Below are 22,783 nucleotides of genomic sequence, written 5' to 3' on the forward strand. Positions count from 1 at the left end.
GTGTGTCAGGAGGGCTTCAGATGAAGATGGCGTGGAAGGGGGGCATGCCGGGGGCTGTGCTCACGGTGGTAAAGTGAGGTGACCGTGGGTCATCGATGGGATGACCGTGGGTTGTTGATGAGGCGCCATTTCGTGGCGAGGAGGTAACCGTGGGTCATCGATGGGATGACCGTGGGTTGTGCGTGGAGATGACCGTGGGTCATCGATGAGATGACCCAGGGATGTTTGATGCTGCGAATATTCGGGTTGAAGCGATGACCGTGGGTTGTGCGTGGAGATGACCGTGGGTCATCGATGAGATGACCCAGGGATGTTTGATGCTGCGAATATTCGGGTTGAGGGGATGACCGTGGGTTGTGCGTGGAGATGACCGTGGGTCATCGATGAGATGACCCAGGGATGTTTGATGCTGCGAATATTCGGGTTGAAGCGATGACCGTGGGTTGTGCGTGGAGATGACCGTGGGTCATCGATGAGATGACCCAGGGATGTTTGATGCTGCGAATATTCGGGTTGAGGCGATGCCCGTTATCTCAGGCCGAGGAGTGTTCGGAGGAGGCTGCAGGTAGCCAGATGGTTACGGTGGTGCCGCGACCGATGTTGCTCTGAAGCTCGATGCCCCCGCGAAACTTTTCGACGATGTTTTTGGCCGTGGTCAGTCCCAGTCCTGATGCCTGGCCTGCGGGGTGGGTGGTGAAGAAGGGGTCGAATAGTTGGGGCTGAATGTCATCGGGGATGCCTGCGCCGTTGTCTTCGACGCGCAGGAAGATGACGTCGTTTTCTTGCCAGGTAGTGATGACGATCCTCGGGGGGTGAGCGGACGGGGCGGTGGAGGTGAGGGTGCGTTCCGGCTCGAAGCTCTGAGCGGCGTTTGTGAGGAGGTGGATGAGAACGTCGCTCAAGGCCTCTTCGGTGCAGCAGACGGAGGGGAGTGGGGCCGCAAGCTGGCAGTCGAAGTCGATCGCCGGCGGTGCTGCGTGGCGGACCATATTCAGCGCGCGGGTGATCGCCGGATTGACGTCGATGTTGGATGTGGGGAGCTCGTCGAGATCGGTGTAAGATTTGAGGCTGAGGACGATCTCCCCGATGCGTTTGAGGCCAATGAGGGTGTCGTTGAGCGCGTCGATCAGCGCGTCGTGCTCTTCAGAGGAGGGCGGTTGGGTGGCGAAGTTCTGGAGGGTACGCAGGACGAAGTCCACGTTGGCGGTGGCGTAGCCGAGGGGATTGTTAATTTCGTGTGCGGCACCGGCGGCCAGTGAGGCCAGGGCGAGCTTGCGGTTTGCGCGGATGGCGTGTGCGAGAAATTTTCGCTTGTAGGTCAGATCGCTGGCGATGCCGACGAACGCATTCTTGCCTTCGAAGATGACGGGTTGGGCGCGAACCTCGGCCTCCATGATCGAGCCGTCTTTGCGAATGAGTTGTCCGGCGGTGGGGGGCAGCGATGCGCCCGAGTGGTTCATGTGGGATAGGCGCGCTGAAGCGTTGGCGCGGTGCGTGGGGTGAATCAAATCGCTGAGGCGGGTGCCGATGAGCTCGTCAGGGGAGTCGTAGCCGAGGTCGTCGGCGAGGCGTTGATTGACCAGGAGAAGGTGATCGTTGCTGTGGACGGCGACGCCGTCGGGTAGAGCTTCGATGAGGTCGCGCAGTGATTTCTGGGAGAGCTCCAGGGCGCGCTGGGTGTCGACCAGGGTGGAGACGTCTCGGATGGTGGCCAGGGCGTGGAGGTCTCCGTCGATGACCAAGGGAAAGAGGGAGACGTAGGCGGGGAACTCGGATCCGTCGCGTTTGATGCCGCGGACCGGGGCGAGTTCGCTGGTGAGGAAGGGGCGGGGGAGCTCAAAGAAGTCGTGGTAGGCGTGCGTGAAGTGCTCGTGGAGTTCGGGGGGGAGCAGGTCGGTGAAGGGGCGCTTGTGCAGGGGGCGGCCGTCGAGATCGAAGAGAGTGCGGGCGGAGGCGGAGGCGTAGCGGATGAAGGCGTCGCGATTGATGACGAGGGCGGGGTCGCGGGATGCGTCGGCGATGGATTGCCAGTGGAGGAGGTTGGACAAGGCGGGGTACTCGGGAGGGGGAGGAGGGGAGGTCGTACCTGGTAATTGTAACAAGATGTGAAGGGCTGGGCAAATCCTGGGGATCGTTGGGGTTTGCAGGCAACCGTGGGTCGTGGCGGGCGACCCACGGTCATGTCGCGTTCAGGCCTCAACGACCGCGGGTCGTTTCACGATTAAGACAACTGACCGTGGGTTGTCTGGCGTTGACCTTGGGTTACCTGGTGTGTGACCCAGGGTTGGTACGCGACGTTGCTGAAGAAGTTGCACTGGAAGTAGAATTTTACGGGATTGGCGTGTCGGCTCGAATCGCGAACCCAGACGGTCACGCGTCGCAGCAATGAGGCAGACAGAGCGGTGCCCCGCGACTCGCTTCTCAAGCGACTCACGAGCTGATTTCGGCTGATTTGTACTCGATATTCTCGGCTGCCTGCCTGTCGTCAGGCTGCGATCGGTGGTCGGGACTCTGGTGGGGGGAAGACGCCCAACGAGACCGGAGGCGGTGGCGCGCAGAGCACTGGTGAGTGTTTGCGAAGCCAGACGGTGCCCGGGGGGAAGATGCAACGCCTGGGACGGGCACCCTCAAGCCACTTTTTACGCTGGTGGCGGTATGCTTCGAGAAAGCCACGATATTGCTCTTTTGCCTGCGCTATCAGGGCCGGATCTCCCGCTGCAAAGCGCGGACGTGTGCGCTCTCGAAGCGCTGGAGTTGAGGGAGATTCGTGGGGAGCTGGAGGGATAAAGGGGGGAGTGTCAGGCTGATCGGCTGGTCTGGCGGCCAGCAGTTTCTGGCGCCCTTCCTCAATGAGGTTTTCAAAGTAGGCGATGACCTCGTCGAGTGGACGATCTGCATATCCCGGCGGGGGTTGGGGGATGAACTCGATGAAAGCGGGGCGATCGTCGCCATAGAAGCACTCGGGACGAGGACATCGGACCGGTTTTCCCCAGTCTCGGGGCCGGATAACGAATCCTGGCCAGTCATCAAGGGAGTCGACTTCGCCGGTCGCAACTGGGTTGAGGCAGGTGTAGACGATCTGTTGCTCGATCGCGGTGAGATTTAGAAGGAGGACTTCTCCGTAGGGGCGAGCCTCCCAGAAGCCGCCGGGGGTACCATGGGAGTGATTCATCGCGCGGGCGATGCCAGCGTTAAGGTCGCGCATGAAGTCACTTCGATTGGCGTTGCGGTCGTGGACGATGGTGTGGATGTGGTTCGACATGGCCACGACAGCGTGAACGCTCTGATTGTGCTCGGTGGCGGCGCAGGCCATTTGATACGCGACAATCTCATTGGTGGTGTCGCAGGGGGTGAGCGAGTACTCGCGCCGGTGTGTGCGACGGACGAGGGCGACAACTTCGTTGGGCAGGTGGCGGCGTGGAAGCGTCATCGGCGAGCTCCGTGGTGTAGGTGAGTGTGGTACCACGAAGTTTTATTATCGAGCGTTCCGGCGGGATGTTGCGTGAGAACAAAAAGAAGATGCGAGTTAGTAGGATGAGAAGGCTCATTCGCCTCAGAATGAGGCGGTGAGGGGCGGCCTCGATTCATCGATGGAAGACAACCCAGGGTTATCGCCGTTGGTTGACCCCGGGTTGCCAGAATGTTGAGGCGTAAACGGCCTGCTCACCGCAGAATAACGGGGTGATAGTTAACCCAGGGTCACGGTCGAAGGTTAACCCAGGGTCACAGTCGAAGGTTAACCCAGGGTCACCGGCGATGGGGAACCTACAGTCAGCGGTGAATTGGCCGACATCTACTCTTGCGTCAGGCGAGTGATGATGTGCTCCCGGAGTTGGTCCGGGGCGATGATGTCGTGAATGGAGCCGACATCGCGGGCGCGCTGTACGTTGTGAATCTGGTCGAATTCGCTGGCGAGTTCGGCCTGGATGCGCGCGCGCAGCGATTGGAGCGCCGCCCGCCGTTGGGCGGGTGTCGGGATCGTTTCGATCCGCGGGTAGTCGGGATGGGCCATCAGGCGGCGCTGCACCAGGCCCGGGAATACCACTGCGGCCGCCGGTGCGCCGCCGATGACGCTGGCGTAGGTGTGATCCAGAGCCGTTGCGTGGAGGTTTTCGTTGAGGGCCTGGGAGAAGACGACGAACGCCCCGCCGTGGTAGCGCGCCACGACGTTAAAGAGGATGGGGCCTTCGAAGTTGATGACCGCGCGGGCGATTTCGGCGCCCCACTCAAGTTGGCGCTCGCGCAACGACTCGGGAGAGCCGTCGAAACCGCTTAAGTTGGCGAGGATGACCAGGGGCTGAACCCCGCTTGCGGCGTTGATTGCGCGCGCGATCTTTCGCGACGAATGCGGGAAAAGTGTGCCGCTCATCCAGGTGTCGGGGCCGTCGACCGGGGCCGGGCCGCGGCGCTGAATGGGTTGCGACTCAATGCCGATCATCGTCACCGATTGCCCGCCAAGTTCGCCCAGCCACACCACCGCCGACTCGCCGCCCTGCAGAGCGGCCCAGCGTTCCAGGGTTGGTGCGCCCGGGTCGAGCACCGATTGCATCAAGGTGCGGATGGCAAAAGGCTTCTTTTTGCCCGGGTTTTGTTCGGGATCGAAGATGGCTTCAAGCTCGGGGAGTGACGTAGCGCGGTCGGTCTCTTCGAGGGCGGAAGATCGATCCGTTAAGGTGTGAGAGAGATGACCCTGGGTTGTGTTTTGTGGCGAAAATTCGGTGTGAGAGAGATGACCCTGGGTTGATGGCGAGGTTGAGTTTTGGCGGGGATCCGCAACCCCGGGTCGAGTGAGGCGATAGTGGGCGAAGAGGGTGCGGTAGGCGTCGATGAGGTCATCGGCCTCGTACTGTGCTTCGCCGTTGGGGACCATGATCGGGGCGCCGCCCAGCGCCGTGTTGCTCTCAGCGCTGACCGAGCCGGAGAACTCCAGGGCTTTGCGACCGGTGAGGATCATGTAGCCACGCGGGGTCATGATGAGCGCGCCCTTGCAGTGCATGAGCATGGTAGCTTCGGCGTTCCAGTAGGACTGGGCGCCGACGCAGGGGCCGTCGACGATGACGTGAATGGGGTGGCCGTCCTGGGTCATCTCGACGATGCGGCGCAGGACGCGGGCGGTCCAGTCGAGGTTTTCGGTCCCGGAGTCCATGGCGATGCGCGCGCCGGAGCTCAGCGCGACCCACTCCACGGGCAGGTTGCGTTCGCGGGCCAGATCCAGCGCCAGGCAGATGCGACGGCACTCGGCCTCACCGAGCGAGCCCATGGTGCGGGTAGCGTCGCCGATGATCAAAACGCGGGTGAGCGGGGAGGCGTCGGCACGCGTGTTGGTGATGAGGCCCACCACCAGGTTGGCCTGATGCTGGCCAGGGGTTCGGGAGGTGGGAGTGAGGTTGTTCCGGGCGTCGAGATCCCACTCCTCGAAGGTGCCCGTGTGAGGGGAAGACCCGGCGATCGCCGCATGAAAACCGGGCGAGGTCTGACCCCCGGTCAGCCAGGTGATGACCTCGGAGGGGTGGAAGAGGCCGCGGCGGTGGGCTTGCAGGGCGCCCCGGTCCGCGGAGGTCAGCGCCGGCGCGGGGGGCAGTGTGTCGACGTCCGCGAAGGAAGCGCCGATGCCGGTGGCCGGACCAAAGATGATGGCGTTGCAGGGACGGGCGTTCAGCGACAGCCCGGCGCTGCAGCGAAGCAGCGTGAGTTCGAGATCGAGGTCGGCGCTCTGGGCGCTGAGTTGTCTGGCGAGCTCGGTGATTGAGGCGTCGGTGGCGTTAAGGTTGCCGATGTAGCTGAGGATGATGCGGTTAAACGAGGGCGCCGGCGTGTCTTTTGCGATGTGATGTCGCAGCGCTGTGGCGGCCTGCAAAAATGCGCGCTTCAGGCTGAGAAGATCGAGGTCGTTGTCATGTGAGGGGGCCACGCAGACTTCGACCCACAGACGATGATCGTCGGGAGTGTCGGTGGCGGTGAGGGACCAGGATCGCAGCGCGATATCTGGCGAAGGTTCAACCCCCGGTTGGGTGGGGGTGAGGCAAAACGCGGGGGGCGTGAGCGCCGGGGTGGGGTCGTCCCAGAAGGTCGGGCGCGCGGGTGAGGGGGGGGCGCTCGCGTCGAGCTCCAGGGCGTGGCGAAGTTGCCAGACCAGGGCGGCGAGCTCCCAACGACGTCGGCGAGTGACGTCGCCCGCCAGGGCTTCGAGCAGTGAGGGAAGCGTGGTGTGCAGGGGACCGAAGTGCTGCTCAAGCGAAGAGGGATGGGTGAGCGTCTCGGCGCTACGGGTGGGGCTGAGCAGGGTGCGCAGGACCTCGGTGGCGAGGCGGTCGCGAAGTCGGCGATCTTTGCGGGCCTGCAACAGGCGCATCAGCGCGTGATCGAGGCGCTCGCCGGGGCGACATTCGTGGTCACGTTTGAGGCCGTGCGAGGCCAGATAGAGGCGGAGTTTGGTGGTAAAACGCTCGGAGAGGTGCTCGTCGTCGAGGTGACGCTGGCGCAGGAAGCGGGCGAGCTGGTCGGCGCTGGATTCGCCGGCGGAGTTTGCGGCATCGTCTTCGAGTCCGTGCCAGAAGAGCGACTCGCCGGCGCAGTAGGTGGCAAAGAGATCGAGGAGCTCGGCGGGTTGCAGTCGTTCGGGGTGATCGAGCAACGTGTCGAGCGCGGTGGCCGCAAGCGCCGGGTCGACGTCATAGCCCAGAAGTTGGGCGTGCAGGACCTCGGCGGTGCTCAGCGGGCGTCTGCTTTGAGTCGGCAGCGCGAGCGAGACCAGGGGGGCGTCGTCGGCGGAGGCGTCGCTGTCCGGTTGCAGTCGCAGAAGGGGTTGGCCGGCTTCCACGGAGGCCGAGCGCGTGGCGAGGATGTCCTCGACGACGCCATCGATGGGGGCGACGACGGGGAACTCCATCTTCATCGCCTCCAGCGTGATGAGGCGCTGTCCGGAGCTTACGCGCTGACCGGGTTCAACGTGGATCTGGCTGATGGCCGCGGGGATGGGAGCTGTGATGTTTCCGTCGGAGCGTTTTTCCAGGCGGTGGGCCACCCCGTTAACCTCGAGCACCACGTGATCGGGGCGGGCGACGCGGATGACCTGGTAGGTGTCGCTTCCGATCGTCAACACCATATGGGCGTTGCCGGTTGGGCGTGCCTCGATGATGGCCTCCCAGGGGCCGCTGGAGGCCAGGTAGGTCATTGGAGCGAGGGTGGCGATGGTGATGTCGATGGGGGTGCCGTCGACGCGGTAGCTGAGCTCTCGTGGGCCCGGGGCAGAGAGGCGCCGCGGCAGGCCGGTGAGGGCCTGCGCAAAGAAGAGGCGCAGCTCCTGGCGGCGGGTGGCGAGGTGGTCGCCGATGGCGGCGGCCGCCAGCGCGATGGCGAGCTGGTGGCGCTGGTGGGCGCGGGGGCGACTGGCGAGAAACGCGTCGAGCCAGGCGGTTGTGACCGGGCCGTCGTGGAAGTCGGAGTCGGCGACGAGCTCCCGCAAGAGCGCGCGGTTGGAGAGGCCGGTCTCCACAGCGAGCACCGTATCATCGAGGGCGCTGTGCAGGCGCGCCAGGGCGTCCTGCCGGTTGATGCCCCAGGTGATGATCTTGGCGACGTTGGAGTCGAAGGCCGAGGGGATGGTGTTGCCCTCGGCGTAGCCGGTATCGACGCGGATCCAGGGGCCGTCGGGGGCGACAAAGCGCAGGATCTGGCCGGTGCGCGGGGCGAAGCCATCGTCGGGATCTTCGGCGTTGAGGCGGGCCTCCACGGCCACGCCGCGGGGCTCGGGTCGAGTGCGGGTGCTGAGGTCGAGGCCCCGGGCGACGTCGATCTGAGCGGCGACGAGATCGATGCCGAAGATCGCCTCAGTGACGGTGTGCTCGACCTGCAGACGAGTGTTCATCTCGAGGAAGACGAAGGTGAGATCGGCGTTGTTCTGTGCGGTTGAACGGTGACCCTGGGTTGTGGGTGAAGGATGACCCAGGGTCGTTTGAGACGTCGCAGAATCCGGGTGTGAAGGATGACCCGGGGTCGTCGGAAGGACGAGGTATTCGACGGTGCCAACGCCGACGTAGCCGCAGGCGCGGGCAAGGCGGCGGGCGCAGGATTCGAGGCTCTGACTGAGTTCGTTGGGTAGTCCCGGGGCCGGGGCTTCTTCGAGAAGTTTCTGGTTGCGGCGTTGCACCGAGCAGTCGCGGGTGCCCAGGGTCCAGACGTTGCCGTGGGTGTCGGCGAGCACCTGGACTTCAACGTGGCGAGCCTCGGTGATGTAGCGCTCGATGAAGAGCGCGGCATTGCCGCTGGTGGCCAGGGCTTCGGCCGAGGCGCTCTTAAAGGCGTCTTCGACCTGGTCGGGGTTGTGCACCAGGCGGATGCCGCGACCGCCGCCGCCGGCTGCGGATTTGAGCAGCGCCGGGAAGCCGATGGTTTTTAGAGCCGCGAGTGCGACGTCGACGTCGGCGACGGGCTCTTTTGACCAGGGGGCGACCGGCACGTCGCAGCGCTCCGCGAGCTGTTTGGCGCTGACTTTGTCGGCCATCTCAACGGTGGCTGAGGCGGGGGGGCCTAAGAAGACCAGACCGCGGGCCTGGCAGGCGTCAGCGAGCGCGGGATCTTCGGAGACAAAACCCCAGCCCGGCCAGATGGCGTCGGCGCCGGCGGCCTGCGCGGTATCCAGCAGAAGATCGATGTTGACGTAGGGCGATGGCTGGCCGGGGGCCGGGTCGGGCAGCGCGACGGCGTGGGTGGCCGCCTGCACAAAGGGGGCGTCGGTGTCGGCGGAGGTGTAGAGCGCGATGGTCTCCAGCGGCACGCGTTCTCTGCGGCTCCAGGTTTTGGCGCCGCGAATAAAGCGCATCGCCGCTTCGCCACGGTTGAGAATCGCCACGCGGCGAAACTCGCCAGTGAGCACACGAGAGATGGAAGATGCGGGTTGGGTCATGATCGATCCTCGCGCACGCGCAGCGCCAGGTTGGAGGTGTGGTAGATCTTTAAGCCGTCGACCAGAAGCCAGGCCTCGCTGATGAGGAGGGTGTCGTGGTCGGTCTCCTCGACGGTGTGGAGGTCGAGGAGGATGGTGATCTTCTGATTCTCGGGGATGACCTGTCCGCGGTACTTCCAGGTCAGGGCCTGGTCGAGCGCCAGAGGCTCAATGACGGGGTTTTCAAAGCGGCGATGCAGCCCCAGGCGAAGCAGGCTGTAGCGCAGCGTCTGGATCATGGCTTCAACGCCGAGTGATCCGGGCTGAACCGGATCCTGGAAGAAGTGCGCTTTAAAGAACCACTCGCCCGGGTCGACGTCTTTTTCAGTGCGAACGCGCACGCCGGTGGCCGTCTCCTCCCAGGAGGTGAGGCGATCGATCATGCGTAGCATCGTGCCGGGCCAGAGCTCGGGGTGTTCGGGGTCGGGTGGTGTGGTGAGGTCGACCACCGGGGGTAACTCCAACGCCGCGCTCCGACTGAGGGCATTTTGACCCTGGGTTGACCATGAGGCCCGAAGTTCGGGGTCGGTCGTGACTCTGGGGTCTGCGCTCAGACGCTCGCGATCGAGGTCGGTGAGCGGCAGGCCTACCTGGTTCTGCAGCGCCGCGTGCGGGAAGAACCCGAAGGTCGTGGTGAGCTCGTAGACCGGCACATCATGGATGGTGCACTGCACCTCGAAGCTCTGAATGATCATCGAGCCGGAGATGGACTGGTTGGTCATGCGCGTGTGTGTGCGCAGCGTGCCGCCGGCCGGCAGCAGCTCCTGCAGGAGCGTCGCCTGCCCGTCGAGGTTGCGGTAGTAGAGGGGCTCGGCTGCGTCGGCAAAGGCTCTGGAGGTCAGAGAGAGCCAGCCGCAGGGCTGCAGTGCCGCCTCCAGCAGCACGGCGTAGGGGACGACCCCGCGATCATTATGATCGAAATACCAGGCGTCTTCGGGGAGATCGTACTCGACGACGACCTCGTCGCCCGGGGCGCTCTGGCCGGGCTCGGAGCTGAAGTCGGTGACGCGGGTCATAAACTGGAAGGGGTCGCCGGGCAGGCGAGGCATGCGTCCGGCGTCTTCAAAACGCTGGTAGGCCGGGCCCATGCAGGCTGTGGCCGGGCCAATGCCCGTAGCCTCCAGGGCGAAGCGGTCGTGGACCACGCCGCCACGCTCCACCGCCCGCGGATCGCGCTCCTCCGGCGCGCCCTCACACGCGATGCGCTCGCCCATCGGCGTGTCGGGCACGAGATGCATGACCATCGAGCGGCAGTGGAAGGCTTTAAGACCATCGACCGTCGCCAGGATGTGCGCGCGCAGCGAGGGGCGGCCGCCGGAGGTTGCGTCGTTGAGCTCTTCGACAAAGATCTCGTAGGTGAGAACTTTTGAGGTGGGTGTGACCTGCCCGCGGCAGCGCAGCTGGTAAGGGATGTCGGGGGCGGGCTCAAAACGCCAGCCGTCGCGCGCAAAGGTCAGGCCGCAGGCGGCCATATAGAAGCTCATCGCCTGCATGCCCGCTTCAAACATTAAGGTGCCGGGCATGCACGGGTCGTTTTTGAAATGGCCGTCGAAGAACCAGTGGTCCGGGGTGATGTCGAGGCGGCTGCGCAGATAACCGCGTCCCCAGGGCCCGCCGCCCGGGTTGAGCTCTTCGACCTCGCCCATCAAACACATGCGCCCCTCATGGATCGAGGGGGTGCGGGTGTGGGTGAGCAGGCGTTCGTAGCCGCGCCCGAAGCAGGCGGCGGGGTCGCCGTCGGCAAAGGCCTGGACCTGTGCGGCGCTGAAGCTCGAGGGGACAAGCTCCGGTGAGACCAGTGAGGTGATGTGCTCGGGGGCCGCGTCGAGATCTTCTTTCTCGGGCGTCCACAACACGCCCATCGACTCGGCCAGTTCCGCGTCGGAGAAGAAGCCGGCCTGGCCCTCGCGCACCGAGAGGCGGATGTCGTCGCCGACGCGGCAGTCGTAGTGGAAGAAGAAGATGCGGATCGGCCCCTGGTTGGCGTGGCCGTCGATGTGAATGTCGTAGCTCAAGGTGTCGCCGGCCTGCGGCAGCCCACCGCGGTAGGTGAGCTCGCAGCCGAGCAGGCGGTAGATGCGTTCGCCGCGGTTTTTAAAGTCGGCGCCCATCCAGGAGATGAGCAAGAGGTCGGCCTGGCCGGCCTCGATCATGATACCGGCCGGAATGTGCCCGCGGTGCAAGTACCAGGCGTCGGGGGTGATGTCGGTCTCGGTCCAGATGGTGCCGGTGCTCACGACGCCGGGCTCGGCGTCGATGCCGGTGACGCGGTCGGCGAGCAAAAGGGGCGGTTCGGGCATGCGCACCTGGCGGGGGAAGTCATCCTGGATGCTGAAGAGCGGCCCAAAGATTTGCGAGATGTTGCCACTGGCGAGCACCTCCAGATCACTGCGATCGAAGGTGGGGCCGACGGGGGTTGGGGCGGGGGTTCTGTTGGGCGTGGAGGTCGGTAATTCGGCGCTATTGCTGGTGGAGATGTGACCCTGGGTCGTTTTGGAGGTGTAACCCTGGGTCATGTTCGAGTGACCGTGGGTCGTGTTTTCAGGGTGACCGTGGGTCATCATTTCCGGGTGACCCTGGGTCGCGTTTGGATGACCGTGGGTCGTGTTTTCAGGGTGACCCTGGGTCGTGTTCAAGTGACCCTGGGTCATGCTCGAAGTGGGTGGCTCCACCGCGTACGAGTGAGACTGCGACCCGGCCATCAAACCCGAAAATTCGGCGCCATTGCTCGCGATGGGCTGACCCTGGGTCATGGGAGTCGGGTGATGCTGCGTGGTATGCCCGGGCTGATTCGCCATCTGCCAGGCCCGCTGAGAGTGGGCCAGAAAGGCTTTATGAACCTCCGCCTGCGTGGCGAGCACGCCCAGGTAGCGCTCGTAGGCCTGGCGCTGCAGCTCAAAATAAGGCGGCAGGCTTGAGGCCGAGGTCCCAGGCCGCGCCGGGTTCGCCGCGGAAGGTGCGCTGGATGCCTGCGACTGGGCCGCCACCGGAGGTTGTGACCGCACGTACTCTTGCGCGGCCGTCGGCTCGCCGTGGTGAGACTGCACCCTGGCCGGGGCATGAATCGCCGCATCGGTGACCCGGGGAAGCGCGGGGGCCGGGGGAAGGTAGGTAGGCTGAGACATCGGCTGATCGGGGGCAGAAGAGGGAGCGGAGTCGGGCGCGGGTGCAGTGGCACGAGTGGGGGGAGTCGCCGGCGAGAGCTGGTAGGTGGGCCAGTGAGCCGGGAAGCTCAATGTGGCGTCATTGCTGGTCGAGGGATGACCCTGGGTCGTAAAGAGAGGGTGGTTTTTAGCGCGCTCGATGCGGGCGTTGTAGGCGTCGAGATCGAGCGTGACGCCGGCTGCGGCAAGGCGTGCCAGGGCGTTGGCCAGGGGGCGAAGTCCCGCGTCGGCCGCCGAGTCGAGTGAGACGCAGAGGTGGGGGCGATCGCCGAGTATCTGGCGAATCCAGGGGCCCAGGGTCGTGCGGGGGCCGTGCTCCACGAAGATGCGCACGCCGTCGTCGTAGGCGGCGTTGATGATCGCCGGGAAGTCGACGGTGCGCAGCGCCTGGCCGAGCAGCGCCTGGGCGACGGTGACGCTGGTGGGTTCGTAGTGGCTTAAAAAAGCGTGGCTGTAGAGGCGGCGAGTGGTCGAAAAACTCTCGCGCGTGTGCAGCTTGAGCCAGCGCTCCTGAAAACCAGCGACCTCGGGGATGTGCACGGCGATGTCGTAGTCGAGGTGGCTTGCACGGTGCTCGGGAAGATGTTGGAGGACGCGCGCGATCGCCGGAGCGTGCCCCCCGATGGTCAGGTCATCGGGGGCGTTGATGAGCGTGAGGTAGGCCAGGGGCTCATGGGCCAGCGCCTCTTCGAGAGGTTGGCGGGGGCCGACCACCCGCCAGGTCTCCCACTGCGGTGCTTCGTCTTCGCCAAGATGCTCGGCCCAGGCTTTTTTCAAAATGTCGAAGGTGCCGCCGAGGGCGCGGGTGAAGGTGCCGCTGCTGGAAAACTGATCGTAGAGCGCGTCGAAGTCGCGCCAGACCCCGGTCGCAAAGAGCGCGTTGGTCTCACCGCTGCTAAAGCCGATGGCCGCGTCGAAGTCGATGCCCAGAAATTCGGTCGTCAGATCGTTATGAAGTTGCGCCAGGGTGGAGGCGGCAAAGAGCTTGTCGAGCGGCGTTGCGGCGGCCTGCCGGTCGGGGTGGGTCATCCAGCGGGTGGCCGCGTCGACGCGCGCGAAGCGCGCGCGCAGATCTTCGAGAAGATCGGGGAAGGCCAGCAAAACTCCCTGCCCCATGCCGTGGTAGGCGGCTGCGGCGCCGGTAAAGACCTGAGCGACCTCGCCATCGATGGCATCGAAGGGGTAGACGCCTTCGCCGGGGTGTTCGCCTTGTTCGGCAAATCGCGTCAGCCGGGCTTTTTTGTCGGCGAGCTCCTCGGGCGTGGAGGCGACGATAAAGGCGGGGATGGGGGCTTCGACGTGGTGGATGCCCGGCGCGTCGAGGGCCACGGGGAGCGGCGAACGGGTGATGGCGCTGCGCCGGGGGGCGGCTTCGGTGGCGGAGGTCTCAACCACGGCGGTGGCGCGCAGGCCGGTGGCCTCTCCGCGACGCTTCAGGGCGAACTCCGGGAGCGCGATGGCCGCGGCGATGGCCAGAAGTCCGCGAGCGCTGCCGCATTCGGGAAGATGGGCGTCGAGCGAGACGGCGTCGCGAAGGTCGGCTTCGGCCGGGAGCGTGGCCAGGATGGTGTCGCCCTCGTCGCGTGCGAGGTTCGCGCGCTTTAAGACGAGCGCGACGGCGGCGTCATGCTCAAGATCGTCGGCGACTTCCACCGCGCCGACGACGGCGGCGTCGAGCTCGCCGCGGCGGATGGCGTGGGCGGCTTCTTCGAGCGCCACGACGCCGGAGTGCTCCTCGGCGCTCAAGGTCAGCGAGTAGCCGCCAAGGTCGAGGTGGGCGTTGATGCGGTTGGCCACGATGTTGGGGAGCCCCCCGATGACCGCGGCTGCCGAAAGTGGCGAGGCGATGGCGTCTTTCTCGGCATCCGAGAGGTGGTCCTGGCGCGCGCGTACCCCGTGGCGCACAACATCCGGGTCGGTCTGCATGCCCACGAACACGCCGGTGCGCTCGCGGGGGAGTGTGCCTGCGTGCGACGCGGCGTGTTGCGCGACCTGGAGCATTGCGATCTGCTGCGGCGCGGAGACCTCAAGATCGCGGGGAGGAAAGCGCAGACCCTTAAATGGAAGCGTCAGCGTATGAAGCTTGCCGCCGGTGGCGCTTGACGCCTGACCCCGGGGCGGGGCGTTGAGCAGGGTCTCGGCCCATTCGCCGGTGGTGCGGGCGTCGGGCAGAAGGGTGGCCAGGGCGACGACGGCGACCTCGATCGTCGCGTCATCCTGGCGGATAGATGTTTGACCCTGGGTCGCGCGAAGTTCAGTCGTGGTGCGGGTGATCGAGGCGTTGCCGGCGCTTGTCTCGGGGTAGGCGCGGGCGTACGAGGGCCAGGATTCGACGATGAGGTGGCTGTTGTTTCCACCAAACCCGAAGGCTGAGAGCGCGGCCACCTGGCGGGTGGGCTCCCAGGGCTCCGGGCTGCGCACGACGCGAAACGCGCTTGAGGTCAGGGCGTCGAGCGGTTGGTCGCAGTGGATGGTGGGGGCCAGCGTGTTGGCCTGCATCGACGCCAGGATCTTCAGCAGCCCGGCCATGCCGGCGGCGGTGATGGCGTGGCCCATATTGGATTTGAGCGATCCGATGGGCAGCGACTCGTCGCGGCGCTCCGGGAAGAGGGCCTGCAGGCTCTTGAGCTCGCGGCCGTCCCCGAGGGAGGTGCCGGTGGCGTGGCATTCGATGTAGCCGATGTCGTCCGGGCGAAGATCGAGGTTTTGGTAGGCCGCGCGCAGCGCGCGCACCTGCCCCTCGCTGCTGGGCACGAGCAGGCCGTCGGAGCGCCCGTCGTTGGAGAGGCCCACCTCGTGGATGACGCCCAGGATGGTGTCGCCGCAGGCCACCGCGTCGTCGAGGCGCTTGAGCGCGACAAAGGCACAACCCTCGGTGGGCACAAGTCCGTTGGCGTCGCGGTGAAAGGGGCGGCTCTGCCCGGTGGGGCTGAGCGCCTGCAGCGCCTGAAATCCGATGTTCAAGAAGAGCGGATCGGCGCGGTTGACGGCGCCGGCCAGCACGAGATCGCTCTGATGGGCGCGAAGCCGCTCGATGCCCAGTTTGATGGCGTAGAGCGAGGAGGCGCAGGCCGCATCCAGCGCGGCCGCCGGCGCCTCGGGCCGGCCCAGCGCCCGGGCGATGAGGTGGGCGGGAAGTCCGCTCATATGGCGGTCGAGACGCCGGGCGAAGTTCGCCGCATCGGAGCGCGAGGCCCGGCGTGCGTCGCGCAAAACCTCGGGGAGATGATCTTCCTCCACGCTCTTTGCCATGCCCTCGCTGGGGAGCGAGAGGTTGCCCAAAAAGATCGCCAGGCGGCCTTCATCGCGCTTCTGGGCCTGAAGGTAGGCCAACTTCGCGGTGTGCACCGACCACTGCACCAGGGGGTCGATGTGGCGCATCACCTCGGCGTCGAGCGCGTAGTTTTGAGGGTCGAAGACCTCATCGAAGCCGGTGACGTAGCCCCCAACATTGTTCCAGCCGGGTTTGCCCATCGCGCGGGCGGGCTCGGCGCGCCAGCGCTCGGGGTCGGGAGGGCTGAGAAGATCGCGGCCCGCCAGAAGATTTTGCCAGAACGCCTCCGGCGAAAGTGATCCGGGGAAGACGCAGGACTGGCCGACGATGGCCACGGGGGTGGGGCGACTCATAGGAGCTGCTCGGAGCGAAAGTACATCTCAAGGCCGCGGATTGTGGCGGCGAGTTGGCCGTCGGCGCAGCGAAGATCAAGATCGAAGATGGCGCGGTGGGTGTTGATGTCGCGGGTTCTTGCCAGCAGCTCTACCGGGCCGTCGCACTGGCTTAAGCCCAGGTCTACAACCTCGGCGATGGCGGTGGGCAGGTTGGCGCGACCGTCGGAGAGCACGCCCTGGGTCAGCGCGAGCTGCAGGGCGCCGTCCACCAGCGCCGGATCGCCGGCCCAGGTGGCGGTCTGCCAGCCGGCGTCGACCGCGCGCAGCAGTGTGGCGCAGGCGTCGGGGTGGCCCAGGCCGTCGGCGGCGCGGATCAGGCGAAAGGGGCCGGTATGAAAGAGGCAGCGCTCGTAGACCGCGTCGACGTCGAGCGTGGCGTCTTCAAAGCGCTCGGGGATGCTCAGCGGGGTGACCCTGGGTTGAGCCTCCGCCTTTGTTTTGGCGCTGAAGCGGCGGTTGCCATCCTCGTCGAGGACCTCCAGAAGAAGATCGTCGCTGCCGGCCTGCGCGCTGGCGCGAAGTTCAAAACGCCAGCAGGCATCGGGGTCTTCGAAGTTCTCCAGGGTGACGCCGCGCAGTACTTTGAAGTCGCGCAGGCGCAACGCCTCGGTGGGGGGCAGGGCTTTTCGTGCGATGGATTGCAGCCAGTCCAGCGCCACGGCGGCCGGAAGCACGGGGTGACCCTGGACGCTATGACCTTTTAGAAAGTCGTGGGTGCGTGCGCTGACGAAGGTCGTGGCGCGGGCGCGCACCGCGTCGTCGAGAAGTCCGTCGCCGAGCACGATCTCGGTGCCGGCATCATCTTCGCGAAGTTCGCAGACGAAGGCGCGGGCGCCGGCCTGAAGATCGATCAGCGAGACGCCGCGCGACTCGAAGTGGGCGCGCAGAGAGGCGTCGACCATGCCACCGTCCCAGGGGCCCCAGCCCAGCGAGCGGGTCAGGAGGGCGGGGCGGTCGGGATGGTTTTTGGCGCGCTCGGCGGCCTGTGCGGCGACGACCTTGTTAAGGGTCTCATTGGCCATGGCGTAGTCGACCTGGCCTGTGTTGCCGGTGCGCGCGGCCACCGAGGAGAACGCGCCGATGAAGCGCAGCGGGTCGTTGGCGCTGACTTCCAGAAGGGCGCGCAGGCCGTCAACCTTGGTGTCGAAGACGAAGTTGAAATCGTCATCCGACTTCTGGTCGATGGTCTTATCGGCCAGCACACCGGCGGCGTGCAGAAGGGCGGTGGGGGCACCAACCTCGTTGCGGACGGTCTCAAACGCGCGGTGCAGCGCGTCGCGGTCGCGCACGTCGGCGACCAGGTAGCGGGCGCGAGCGCCGGCGGCTTCGATGGCCGCGAGCGTCTGGCGAACCTCGCGCTGCGCCAGCGTTTTCGCCGCCTTGCGGCCAATATTTTTTAGTGAGGGTGACTCACCGCTTGCACGTGCCTGTGTAAGAAGCACGCGTTTGATCTCGGCGTCGGTGCGGGCTTCTCGAAGCTCTGCGGGCTCGTCGTCGAGGGCGGTGCGGCCAAGCAGAATGATGGTGGGCTGAGCCTCTTTTGCGAGCTCAATGAGGCAGTGGGCGGTGACGCCGCGGGCGCCGCCCGAGGCGATGAGGATGTCGGAGGCACCCAGGGTCAGGGGGCCTTCTGTGGGAGCGTCGGTCGGAGTGGCGCGCAGGGTGTAGCGCAAAAGGTTGGCTGCCAGCGCCACCTCAAGCTCCGGGCCGCCGGCCAGAAGCTCATCAGCCAGGCGGCGGGCGACGGCCTGCGGGTCGCGACCCTGAGCGGCGATGTCGATGGATTTGATCGGGGTGGTGGTCCACTCCTGGGCTGCGGTTTTGGCAAGCGCGCTCAAGCCTCCGAGCCAGGCGCGCGGGCCCTGGGGGGCATCGCTTAGCCCGAAGGATCCGCCGGTGTCCTGGATCAGCGCGTAGGTCTGCAGCGAGCCCTCTCGGGCAGCACGTCGCGCGCAGGCGAAGGCGTCGCGCTGGAGCTGCAGCGCGCTATCGACGCTCGGGGTCTCGCGCAGCCCCCGAAGGTCGAGAAGTTGCGCAACCACGCCATCTTCAGCGAGTTCGTCGACGACGTGCGCCTGGTAGCCCCGCTCACTGAGAAGGTCCGCCAGCGCGTTGGCCACGCCCCCCCGATCGTCGATCAGCGTAATTGGCGAGGTGTTCAAAAAGCTCAAACCCGCCGACGGCGCCGCCACACGTTCCACCGCGTAGCGGGTGGGGAGCGGGACGGTCACCGCCGACGGTTCAGATTTTCCCAGGCTGTTGCCCTCCGCAGCGCCGGAGGTGCCGAGCGTGTTCATGTAGCCGACGATATCGCCCAGGGTCTTGAGCGAGGCCATCTTCGAAGGATCGAGCTCGGGGAGCTCCGGAAGTTTCTCCTGCACCGCCGACAAAATCTCGACGCGCTTGATGGAGTCGATGCCCAGGTCGGCCTCAAGGGCCATCGAGGCGTCGAGCATCTCGGCGGGGTAGCCGGTCTTGTCGGCGACGACGTCCATAAAAGTGGTAGTGAGGTCGGCCGCAGAAGCGTTCGCCGCGGTGTCTTGCGTGACCGTGGGTTGCGCCTGGGCGTTGATTTGTGCGGGTGATCCGCCACTCTGCGCCGGCGAGGTGCTCTGCAGATAACCGACGATATCGCCCAGGGTCTTGAGCGAGGCCATCTTCGAAGGATCGAGTTCGGGAAGCTCCGGAAGTTTCTCCTGCACCGCCGACAAGATCTCGACGCGCTTGATGGAATCGATGCCCAGGTCGGCCTCAAGGGCCATGGAGGCGTCGAGCATCTCGGCGGGGTAGCCGGTCTTGTCGGCGACGACGTCCATAAAGGTGGTGGTGAGGTCGGCCGAAGGCGTGCTTGCCGCGGCAGACTGCGTGACCGTGGGTTGCGCCTGGGCGTTGTTCTGCGCGGGGGAAGCGCCACTCTGCGCCGGCGCGGTGCTCTGCAGGTAGCCGACGATATCGCCCAGGGTCTTGAGCGAGGCCATCTTCGAAGGGTCGAGCTCGGGGAGCTCGGGCACTTTCTCCTGGACGGCCGACAGGATCTCGACGCGCTTGATGGAGTCGATGCCCAGGTCGGCCTCAAGGGCCATGGAGGCGTCGAGCATCTCGGCGGGGTAGCCGGTCTTGTCGGCGACGACGTCCATAAAGGTGGCGGTGAGGTCGACCGAAGGGGTCGCGGCGACCCCGTTGGGGGCACTCGCGGCGGGTTGCGACATGACCCCGGGTTGCGTCACCGCCTGATTCTGTGCGGGTGAGGCGGTGGTCGCCGTGTGGCCATTGAGGCTGGCAGCCGAGGTGTGAGAACGCAGCCCACCCATCAGGGGGTGGACGACGTGGTAGCGATCCTCGCGCTCCTGCCAGGCGACCGGTGCGACCGGGGGTTGGGGCGCGACCGGGGGTTGGGGCGCGACCGGGGGTTGGGTCTGGGCCTGTGCACGGTAGCCGTTCACCGGGGCCTGAGGCATGGCCGGGGGTTGTGCCATAGCCGCCTGCGGCGCGGGAATCGAGGGTGCGAGAGGCACCTGCCCGCCGGCCTGGCACCACTGCGCAAAGGAGGTCTCCATGGCCTGCATGTACGCCATCTGAGCCTGCGCCACCGAGCGCTCCATCAGCTGCAGGTAGGCCATATGGCTGTCGGCCATCGCACGCTGATACTCCGCAAAAGCCTGCGCCGACGCCGGCGCTCCCGGTTGACCCGGAGCTACCGACTGACCATTGCCAGTGTTCTGCGACGCCGGCGCTCCCGGCTGACCCGGAGCTACCGCCTGACCCTTCGTATACTGCTGCTCACTCATCGTCGTTTTGTCCCTGGTAGAGTCGTCGCTTGCCATGGTGGCCCTGGTCGCCGGAGCGGAAGCGCTGCTGAAACTCGAGGTGTTCGAAGTCTCTGAAGTCTTCGAAGTGTTTGAAGTCGTTGAATTATCTGAACTATTTGAACTGTCTGGAACATCGGGGTTGGGCGCCGGTAGCGCCGCCGCGCCACCTTCGGGCGGGTAAGGCCGACCGTAGTTCGCGCCGTTGAGCTTGATCGTAAACTTCGAGCGCGGCCGATCGCGCGGGTCGCTCGGGGTGGCGTAGCCCTCCCAGAGCGCCCCGAAGTCCAGCGTGATGCCCAGCGCGCTCAGCTTGCCGAGTGCCTCAAAGAGGGCCGTGACGTCGTCCTTGCCGCGGGCATCGAGCGCGACCGTCTCAAAGTCTTCGCCGCTCAAGATGCGTTTGACCAACCCGCTGAGCACCCCCTGGGGGCCGACCTCAATGAAGAGACGCGCGCCTTGCGTGTGCATCGCGCGGACCATCTCCACAAATCGCACCGGGCAGGTGATCTGCTCTTGCAGACTCTTGCGGATCGCGTCGGCGTCGTCTGCGGCATAGGCGTCGGCGCTCACGTTGGCAAACGCCTGGCAGCCAAGCTCGCCAATCCTCTGCTCGCCAAGAAACTCGCCGAACGCCGGCGCCGCATCGGCCACAATCGGGGAGTGGAACGCGGTGGCCACCGGCAGGCGGATGAAGGTGATGAACTGCTCGTCGAGGAAGCTCTCGGCGGCCTCGATCGCCTCCACCGAGCCCGAGATCACGACCTGGGTGGGGCTGTTGTCGTTGGCGATCACAACGTCGGCGTCGCATCCGCTCAGAACCTCGCGGAGCTCCTCGGCCGACAAACGCACCGCGCTCATTGCGCCGCTGGTCGTGGTGGCGGCTTCGGCCATCAGCTGGCCGCGACGAGCTGCGATGTTGAGCATGGTGGCGGGGTCAAAGGCCCCGGCAGCCTGCAGCGCGCTGACCTCTCCGTAGGAGTGACCGCCGACCATCTCGGGCTTAAGCCTCAGCGCTTCGAGCATCGCCTGGCGAGCCAGGCTGTCGGCGCCGATGGCCGGCTGAGCCCACTCCGTCTCGCGCAGCGCGAGCTCCTGGGCCTCTTTCTGCGCCTTGTCGAAGGCCGGCGGCGGAAAGACTTTGTGATGAAGTCCCAGCGGGGCGGCCTGATCCCAGACCTCGCGGGCGCGATCAAAGGCCATCGCCAGGTCGGCGCCCATGCCCACGTACTGACTTCCCTGACCCGGGTACAAGAAGGCGACCTTGCCCTCGATGCCCGCACCCTGGCGCGCCCACATTCCGGGAAGATCGAAGTCGATCTTCTCGGCGTCGAAGTTCGCCAGCGCCTGTGCGATCTTTTTGCCGAGCTCGTCGAGCGATGCGGCCACCAGCGCCAGGCGAATTGATGACCCGGGGTTGAAGCTCGACTGCGAGTTATGCGCCTCAAAGGCCAACACCTCGCGCTTCTCACCCTCATCTTCCGGAAGCGACTGAAGGTTATTTTGAACTTCCTTCAACGTGCTTTTCAGAGCGTCGAGATCGTCGGCGCCGTAAACAAGAAGCTCGCTCTTGAACGCGCGCAGGCGATCGGGTTTTGCGGCCGGCCCCCGGTACTCCTCCAGTGCGACGTGGAAGTTGCTGCCGCCAAATCCGAAAGAACTCAATCCGGCGCGTCGCGGATGATCATCACCGCGCACCCAGGGCCGGGCCTCGGTGTTGAGGTAGAAGGGGCTCTCCTCGATGTTCATCTTCGGGTTGGGTTGGCCGACCTTGATGGTGGGCGGGAGCACCTTGTGGTGCAGCGCCATCACCACTTTGAAAAGCCCGGCGGCGCCGGCGGCGGCCTTGGTGTGGCCGATCTGACTTTTTACCGACCCCAGCGCGCACCATGGGTTTTTGGTGGTTTCTTGAGTGTTTTCAATGTCTTGCGGATCCCCTGTTCCGCCGAAGGCCAGGCGCAACCCTTCAAACTCGGCGGCGTCGCCGGCGCGGGTGCCGGTGCCGTGCGCTTCGACAAGCTCGATGGTCTCAGGCGAAAATCCGGCGCGCTCGTGCGCCCGGCGCAGCGCCTTGGCCTGACCCTCGGGCAGCGGCGCGTACACCGACAACGAGCGACCGTCAGAGGCGGAGCCAAGTCCGCGGATCACCGCGTAGACCTTATCCCCGTCGCGCTCCGCGTCCTCCAGGCGCTTCATCGCAAACATCCCCATGCCCTCGCCCATCAACGTGCCATCGGCACCGTCGGCGAAGGGGCGGCAGTCGCCGCTGGGGGAGAGCGCCGGGGTTTTGGAAAAACACATGTACATGAAGATGTCGTTAAAGCAGTCCACGCCGCCGGTGATCACGACATCGGAGTGGCCGAGGTAGAGCTCGTTGAGTCCCATCGCCATCGCCGAGAGCGAGGAGGCACAGGCCGCATCGGTGATGCAGTTGGTGCCGCCTAAGTCGAAGCGGTTGGCGATGCGTCCGGCCACCACATTGCCCAGAAGTCCCGGGAAGGTGCTCTCCTGCCAGGGGGTGTACTGCGCGGCGATGCGGTCGCAGATCTCCTGGGCTTTGGACTCACCGATGCCCTGCTCGCGCAGCGCGCGCAGCCACTGGGGGCGCTGCAGACGCGAGGCAGCCTGAATCAAAAGCTCCTGGCCGGCGGTCACGCCTAAGATGATGCTCATGCGCTCTTTATCCATCGACTCGAACTGGCCTTTGAAGGCGTCGTCGAGCACCTGGCGCGCCACGATCAGCGCGAGGAGCTGGGTGGTGTCGGTGGCCGGGATCATCGTCGGCGGAATGCCAAAGGCCACCGGGTCGAAGTCGACGTCCGGCAAGAATCCGCCGCGCTTGCAGTAGGTCTTATCGGCGTCGCCCGGCTCCGGGTCGAAATAATCTTCGATGAGCCAGTGCGAGGGCGGAACCTCGGTGATGAGGTCGTTGCCCTCCATGATGTTTTGCCAGAAGCGTCCCGGGGAGGCCGAGGCCGGAAAGAGCGCGCTCAAGCCGACGATGGCCACCGGCGGGTGGTCGCCGCCGGCGTGCAGGTTTTTTTCCTGCGAGGTGCTGGCATCTGGCGAGGAGGGGGCCGAAGAAGGCGTGGGGATAAGAGGCATAAGTCCTACTGCGTCAAAAGCGCCGAGTGGGGGTCAGCGAGACTCGAGTTCACAACAAGAGGGTCCGAGCGTCGGGAGTGTGGACGCCCTGCGAG

The 22,783-nt window shown here is 65.6% G+C and carries 5 protein-coding genes; all 5 read right to left on the reverse strand.

Annotation, left to right across the window (positions count from 1 at the left end):
- Window positions 1-533: 533 nt before the first annotated feature.
- Window positions 534-2,048 (reverse strand): PAS domain-containing sensor histidine kinase, encoded by a 1,515-nt coding sequence (locus tag FRC98_RS13500; RefSeq protein WP_146981967.1) that lies wholly within the window; start codon window positions 2,046-2,048, stop codon window positions 534-536.
- A 437-nt stretch (window positions 2,049-2,485) separates the two neighbouring features.
- Window positions 2,486-3,430, reverse strand: coding sequence for a hypothetical protein (locus FRC98_RS13505; protein ID WP_146981968.1), 945 nt, complete (start codon window positions 3,428-3,430; stop codon window positions 2,486-2,488).
- 363 nt (window positions 3,431-3,793) lie between these two features.
- Entirely contained in the window at window positions 3,794-8,905 is a 5,112-nt protein-coding gene (locus tag FRC98_RS13510) for an ATP-binding protein (RefSeq protein WP_146981969.1), read from the reverse strand.
- On the reverse strand, window positions 8,902-15,735 hold the full coding sequence (locus FRC98_RS13515; protein WP_146981970.1) for a beta-ketoacyl synthase N-terminal-like domain-containing protein: 6,834 nt from the start codon (window positions 15,733-15,735) through the stop codon (window positions 8,902-8,904). Before FRC98_RS13515 ends, FRC98_RS13510 begins: the two co-directional genes overlap by 4 nt.
- Window positions 15,732-22,688, reverse strand: a complete 6,957-nt coding sequence (locus FRC98_RS13520) for a type I polyketide synthase (protein ID WP_146981971.1) — start codon at window positions 22,686-22,688, stop codon at window positions 15,732-15,734. The genes FRC98_RS13515 and FRC98_RS13520 overlap by 4 nt, the downstream gene beginning before the upstream one ends.
- Window positions 22,689-22,783: the final 95 nt, after the last annotated feature.

The sequence above is a fragment of the Lujinxingia vulgaris genome (assembly GCF_007997015.1).
In the GTDB taxonomy this organism is placed as follows: domain Bacteria; phylum Myxococcota_A; class Bradymonadia; order Bradymonadales; family Bradymonadaceae; genus Lujinxingia; species Lujinxingia vulgaris.